This window comes from Streptomyces sp. ICN903, from assembly GCF_022015835.1.
GTDB classification, from domain to species: domain Bacteria; phylum Actinomycetota; class Actinomycetes; order Streptomycetales; family Streptomycetaceae; genus Streptomyces; species Streptomyces fenghuangensis.
The window spans coordinates 1-5,722 of record NZ_JAKMAY010000339.1 but is presented as its reverse complement, the minus strand read 5'-3'; the positions used below and the strand labels follow the sequence as shown (position 1 = coordinate 5,722).

The following is a 5,722-nucleotide window of genomic DNA, read 5'->3' as shown; positions in this document are numbered from 1 at the left end:
CCCCCGCGCGGCGCGCCCACCCCCTGCCGCCTGCGTCCCTCATGACCGCGTCACGCCTCCGCGTTCAGGTGGACGCGCGGCACCCGGGCGCCGATCCGGGTGACGATCTCGTACCCGATGGTGCCCACCGCGCGCGCCCAGTCCTCGGCCGTCGGCTCGCCCGCGTCGCCCGGCCCGAACAGGACCGCCTCGTCGCCCTCCGCGGCCGCGTCGCCGCCCAGGTCCACCACGAACTGGTCCATGGCCACCCGTCCGGCGACCGTCCGCCACTTGCCCGCCACCAGCACCGGCCCGCTCCCCGAGGCGTGCCGGGGGACGCCGTCGGCGTAGCCGGCCGGGACCAGGGCCAGGGTCGTCTCGCCGGGGGTGGTGTAGTGGTGGCCGTAGCTCACCCCGTGCCCGGCGGGCACCCGCTTGACCAGGGCCAGGCGGGCGCGCAGGGTCATCACCGGCCGCAGTCCGAAGTCCGCCGGCACGCCGACCTCGGGCGAGGGCGAGAGCCCGTAGACCGACACGCCGGTGCGCACCAGGTCGAAGTGCGCCTCGGGGAGGGTGAGGGTGGCGGGCGAGTTGGCGATGTGCCGCACCTCCGGGTCGAGCCCGGCGCGGGCCGCGGTGGCCAGTGCCTCGCGGAAGACGGCGAGCTGGGCGGCGATGGAGGGGTGGCCGGGCTCGTCGGCGCAGGCGAAGTGCGACCACACTCCGGCGACCCTCACCGTGCCCTCGGCCTCGGCGGCGCGGGCGGCGGCGGTCAGCGCCTCCCAGTCGGCGGGCCGGCAGCCGCTGCGTCCCAGCCCGGTGTCGATCTTCAGATGGACGCGGGCGGTGCGGCCGCCGGCGCGGGCGGCCTCCACGATCTCCCGCAGCGCCCACGGGTCGCTCGCCGACACGTCGACGTCCGCCTCGATCGCCTCGCGCCAGGGCCCGCCGGGCGTCCACAGCCAGCACAGCAGCCGGCCCCGGTCCCCGGCGGCGCGCAGCGCCAGCGCCTCCTGGGGGGTGGCCGTCCCCAGCCAGGCCGCGCCCGCCTGCCGCGCGGCGCGGGCGCAGGGGACCATGCCGTGGCCGTACGCGTCGGCCTTGACCACGGCCATCAGCGCGGCCCCGGTCCCGGCCGCGCGCTCGCGCAGGGCGCGGACGTTGGCGCGCAGCGCGGCCAGGTCGATCTCGGCGCAGACCCGGTGCGTGTCCGGGCGGGGCCGCACCGCCGCGCCGGTGGCGGAGGGCTCACTCACGACGTCCATCGCCCCCAGTGTCTCAGGTCCGCCTCCGGCCGCCTCCCGGCCCGCCCGGCGTGCGCGGCCCGTGTCCCCGCCGCGAGGCCGGCGGCGTACCCCGGCGCACGTCCGCCGCGCCCGCCGCGGCCCCCGGCTCACCCGGCGTCCGCGGCCTCCACCACGTCCCGCCAGGCCGGGCGCAGTGCCTCGGCCACGTCGAGCGCACTGGTCAGCGGCGCCGCGCGGCGGCCCGCCAGGCCGTGGACGTAGGCGCCCGCCACCGCCGCGTCCACGGGCGCCAGGCCGCAGGCGAGCAGCGAGCCGGCCAGTCCGGAGAGCACGTCGCCGCTTCCGGCCGTGGCCAGCCAGCCGGTGCCGGTGGGGTTGACCCGCAGCGGGCCGTCCCCGCCGGGCGGGGCGACCACCGTGGTCGAGCCCTTGAGCAGCACCGCCGCCCCGTACCGCCGCGCCAGCTCCCGTGCCGAGGCCAGCCGCGCCGACTCGACCTCCCCGCGCTCGACGCCCAGCAGCGCCGCCGCCTCACCGGCGTGCGGGGTGAGCAGGACGGGGGCCGTGCGCTCGCGCGGCGCCCCGGCGTCCATCAGCCGCAGCCCGTCGGCGTCCACCAGTACCGGTACGTCCGAGGCCAGCACGTCCCGGACGATCCCGCGCGCCTCGTCCCCGTCGCCGAGCCCCGGCCCGACGACCCACGCCTGCACCCGGCCCGCCCGCGAGGGCGGGCCGGAGGAGACCAGCGTCTCGGGGAAGCGGGCGATCACCTCCTCGGCCGCGGGTCCGGCGTAGCGCACGGCGCCCGCGCCACCTCGCAGCGCCCCGGCCACCGCCAGCACCGCCGCGCCGGGGTAGCGGGCGGAGCCGGCCGCGATCCCGACCACGCCGCGCCGGTACTTGTCGCTCTCGGCCGACGGGCGGGGCAGCAGGGCGGCCACGTCCGCGTGCCGCGCGGCGCGCACCACCGGCTCGGCCGCCTCCAGGTACGGACCCAGGCCGATGTCGACCAGCCGCAGCGCCCCGGCGTGCTCGCGCGCGGGGTCGACCAGCAGACCCGGCTTGTACGCCCCGAAGGTCACCGTCGCGGCCGCCCGCACCGCCACACCGCGCACCTCGCCGGTGTCGGCGTCCACTCCGCTGGGCAGGTCCACGGCGACGACGGGCACCTTGGCCTCCGCGACGGCGTCGGCGATCTCCACCGCGCCCGGCCGCAGGCCGCCCCGGCCGCCGATGCCGACGATGCCGTCCACCACCAGGTCGGCCCGCCGCACGAGCGCGGGCACGTCGGCGGGCACGCCCTCCAGCGCGGTGTGGGCGGCGGGGGCCGCGACGGCCCGGCCGCCGGCCGCCCGCAGCGCGGCGAGCCCGCTCTCGTGGACCTTCTCCGGGCTGAGCAGCACGGCGGTCACCCCGGCGCCGCGCCGGGCCAGGTACGCCCCGGCGAAGAGCGCGTCCCCGCCGTTGTCGCCGCTGCCCACCAGCAAGGCGATCCGGGTGCCGTAGACGCGCCCCAGCATCCCGGCGCAGGCGGCGGCCAGCCCGGCGGCGGCGCGGCGCATCAGCGCCCCGGCGGGCAGGCGCGCCATCAGCTCCCGCTCGGCGGCCCGTACGGTCTGCACGCTGTAGGCATCTCTCATGCCCTCAGTGTGACCGCCGGCCGCCGGGCCCGTCCGTGTCCGGCCGCACCGGCGGGGCGCCCCGCCGGTCAGCTCTCGGCGATCACGACGGCCGTCGCCACCCCCGCGTCGTGGCTGAGGGAGACGTGCCAGTGGCGCACGCCCAGCTCGGCGGCGCGGGCGGCGACGGTGCCGGTCACCCTCAGCAGCGGCTGCCCGTGCTCGGAGGCGTGCACCTCCGCGTCCGTCCACACCAGCCCGCCGGGCGCGCCCAGCGCCTTGGCCAGCGCCTCCTTGGCGGCGAACCGCGCCGCCAGGGAGGCCACCGAGCGCCGCTCCCCGCCGGGCAGGGTCTGCTCGGCGGGGGTGAACAGCCGCTCGGCCAGGGCGGGGGTGCGGGCCAGGGCGCCTGCGAAGCGGTCGATCGAGGTGACGTCGATCCCCACCCCGACGATCACCGGCGGCCCCCCGTCCGCCGGAAGCGCCCGGTGCGCCCGGTGCGCCTGCGGGTCCGCATCACTCCACCGTCACCGACTTGGCCAGGTTGCGCGGCTGGTCCACCTCGTTGCCGCGGGCCGTGGCCAGCTCGCAGGCGAAGACCTGCAGCGGCACGGTGGCCACCAGCGGCTGGAGCAGGGTGGGCGTGGCGGGGATGCGCACCAGGTGGTCGGCGTACGGCACGACCGTCTCGTCGCCCTCCTCGGCGATGACGATGGTCCGCGCGCCCCGGGCCCGGATCTCCTGGATGTTGGAGACGATCTTGTCGTGCAGCACGGACCGGCCGCGCGGCGACGGCACGACCACCACCACCGGCAGGTCCTCCTCGATCAGCGCGATCGGGCCGTGCTTGAGCTCGCCGGCCGCGAAGCCCTCGGCGTGCATGTACGCCAGCTCCTTGAGCTTGAGCGCGCCCTCCAGCGCGACGGGGAAGCCCACGTGGCGGCCGAGGAAGAGCACGGTGTTCTTGTCCGCCAGGGAGCGGGCCAGCTCCCGCACCGGTTCCATGGTGGCCAGGACCTTCTCGACCTCCGTGGAGATCTGCGACAGCTCCCGGATCACCGAGCCGATCTCGTCGCCCCACTTGGTGCCGCGCACCTGGCCCAGGTAGAGGGCCACCAGGTAGCAGGCCACCAGCTGGGTCAGGAACGCCTTGGTGGAGGCGACCGCGACCTCGGGCCCGGCGTGGGTGTAGAGCACCGCGTCGGACTCGCGCGGGATGGTGGAGCCGTTGGTGTTGCAGATGGCCAGCACCTTGGCGCCCTGCTCGCGGGCGTGGCGCAGCGCCATCAGGGTGTCCATGGTCTCGCCGGACTGGCTGATGGCGACGACGAGCGTGCGCTGGTCCATGATCGGGTCCCGGTAGCGGAACTCGCTGGCCAGCTCGGTCTCGCAGGGGATGCGCGTCCAGTGCTCGATGGCGTACTTGGCGATCATCCCGGCGTGGTAGGCCGTGCCGCACGCCACGATGACGACCTTGTCCACCTCGCGCAGCACGTGGTCGGGGATGCGCACCTCGTCCAGGGCCAGCCGCCCGGCCTCGTCGATGCGGCCCAGGAGGGTGTCGGCGACCGCCTTGGGCTGCTCGGCGATCTCCTTGAGCATGAAGTAGTCGTAGCCGCCCTTCTCGGCGGCCGAGGCGTCCCAGTCCACGTGGTAGGCGCGGGTGTCGGCGGGGGCGCCGTCGAAGTCGGTGACCGTGACCCGGTCCCGCCTCAGCTCCACGACCTGGTCCTGGCCCAGCTCGATGGCCTCGCGGGTGTGGGCGATGAAGGCCGCGACGTCGGAGGCGAGGAAGTTCTCGCCCTCGCCGACGCCGACCACCAGCGGCGAGTTGCGCCGGGCGCCGACGACGGTGTCGGGCTCGTCGGCGTGGACGGCGACGAGGGTGAAGGCGCCCTCCAGCCGGCGGCACACCTGCCGCATGGCCTCGGCCAGGTCGCCGCAGGAGGAGAAGTTCTCGGCGAGCAGGTGGGCCACGACCTCGGTGTCGGTCTCGGAGGTCAGCTCGTGGCCGCGCTCGGCCAGCTCGGCGCGGAGCGCGGCGAAGTTCTCGATGATGCCGTTGTGGACGACCGCGACCCGCCCGGAGTTGTCCAGGTGCGGGTGCGCGTTGGCGTCGGTCGGCCCGCCGTGGGTGGCCCACCGGGTGTGGCCGATGCCGGTGGCGCCGGCCGGCAGCGGGCGCTCGTCCAGCAGTTTGCCGAGGTTGCCCAGCTTCCCGGCCTTCTTCGCGGCGGCCAGCCCGCCGTCGGCGAGGACGGCAACGCCCGCCGAGTCATAACCGCGGTACTCCAACCGCTTCAGTCCCGCGATGACGACGTCGAGGGCGGACTGCCCTCCCACATAACCAACGATTCCGCACATGCGATGCAGCCTAAGGGCAGTGGGGGGCGAGGGCCGTCAGCGCCCTCGCCCTATTCGTCCGACCGCCCGCCTGACGATCTCCAGGTACTCGGCCTCCTCGCACCGCGGCCTGCCGCCCGGCCGGTAGGTCTCCAGCGCGTCGCCGGGGTGCTCCCCCAGGTCCTCGTCGGGCAGTTCGTCCAGGAGTTCCTCCCACGCACGGGCGTCGCGGACCTCGGCGGATCTGCGTGCGGCGAGGCGGCGGCGTGCCGCGCGGGAGCGCTGGAACGGAAGCGGCATACGGATCCCCTCCGGGCCGGTGGTACGCGGACCCCGCCGGAAGCGGGCAGGGGTCCGCACGGCGGATCCACACACATGGAGCAAGTGCGCGAATGCGGTCAACGTATCCGCGCGGAACCGCCGCGTACACCCCTTCGCGCGCACATCTGTGCTACTGATCACACGGGAACGGCCGTGAGGCGGGCCGCGCGCGGCCCGACAATGGGCCCGTGTCCACCCCCGCCACCGTCCCCG

At 76.5% G+C, this 5,722-nt stretch carries 5 protein-coding genes; all 5 read right to left on the bottom strand.

Annotation, left to right across the window (positions count from 1 at the left end; all coding sequences use genetic code 11):
• Positions 1-50: 50 nt before the first annotated feature.
• Entirely contained in the window at positions 51-1,244 is a 1,194-nt protein-coding gene (gene alr / locus L7D48_RS24940; RefSeq protein WP_237882732.1) for an alanine racemase, read from the bottom strand.
• A gap of 128 nt (positions 1,245-1,372) precedes the next feature.
• Positions 1,373-2,866, bottom strand: a complete 1,494-nt coding sequence (locus L7D48_RS24935) for an NAD(P)H-hydrate dehydratase (RefSeq protein ID WP_237882729.1) — start codon at positions 2,864-2,866, stop codon at positions 1,373-1,375.
• A gap of 68 nt (positions 2,867-2,934) precedes the next feature.
• Positions 2,935-3,303 (bottom strand): holo-ACP synthase, encoded by a 369-nt coding sequence (locus tag L7D48_RS24930; protein WP_237882727.1) that lies wholly within the window; start codon positions 3,301-3,303, stop codon positions 2,935-2,937.
• A 58-nt stretch (positions 3,304-3,361) separates the two neighbouring features.
• Positions 3,362-5,209 (bottom strand): glutamine--fructose-6-phosphate transaminase (isomerizing), encoded by a 1,848-nt coding sequence (glmS, locus tag L7D48_RS24925; RefSeq protein ID WP_206348881.1) that lies wholly within the window; start codon positions 5,207-5,209, stop codon positions 3,362-3,364.
• A gap of 36 nt (positions 5,210-5,245) precedes the next feature.
• Complete coding sequence (locus tag L7D48_RS24920; RefSeq protein WP_237882725.1) at positions 5,246-5,488, bottom strand: hypothetical protein; 243 nt, start codon at positions 5,486-5,488, stop codon at positions 5,246-5,248.
• Positions 5,489-5,722: the final 234 nt, after the last annotated feature.

Coding starts and splice junctions, on each gene's coding strand:
- glmS (WP_206348881.1), bottom strand. CDS start 5,209: ATGTGCGGAATCGTTGGTTATGTGGGAGGGCAGTCCGCCCTCGACGTC.
- L7D48_RS24935 (WP_237882729.1), bottom strand. CDS start 2,866: ATGAGAGATGCCTACAGCGTGCAGACCGTACGGGCCGCCGAGCGGGAG.
- L7D48_RS24920 (WP_237882725.1), bottom strand. CDS start 5,488: ATGCCGCTTCCGTTCCAGCGCTCCCGCGCGGCACGCCGCCGCCTCGCC.
- alr (WP_237882732.1), bottom strand. CDS start 1,244: ATGGACGTCGTGAGTGAGCCCTCCGCCACCGGCGCGGCGGTGCGGCCC.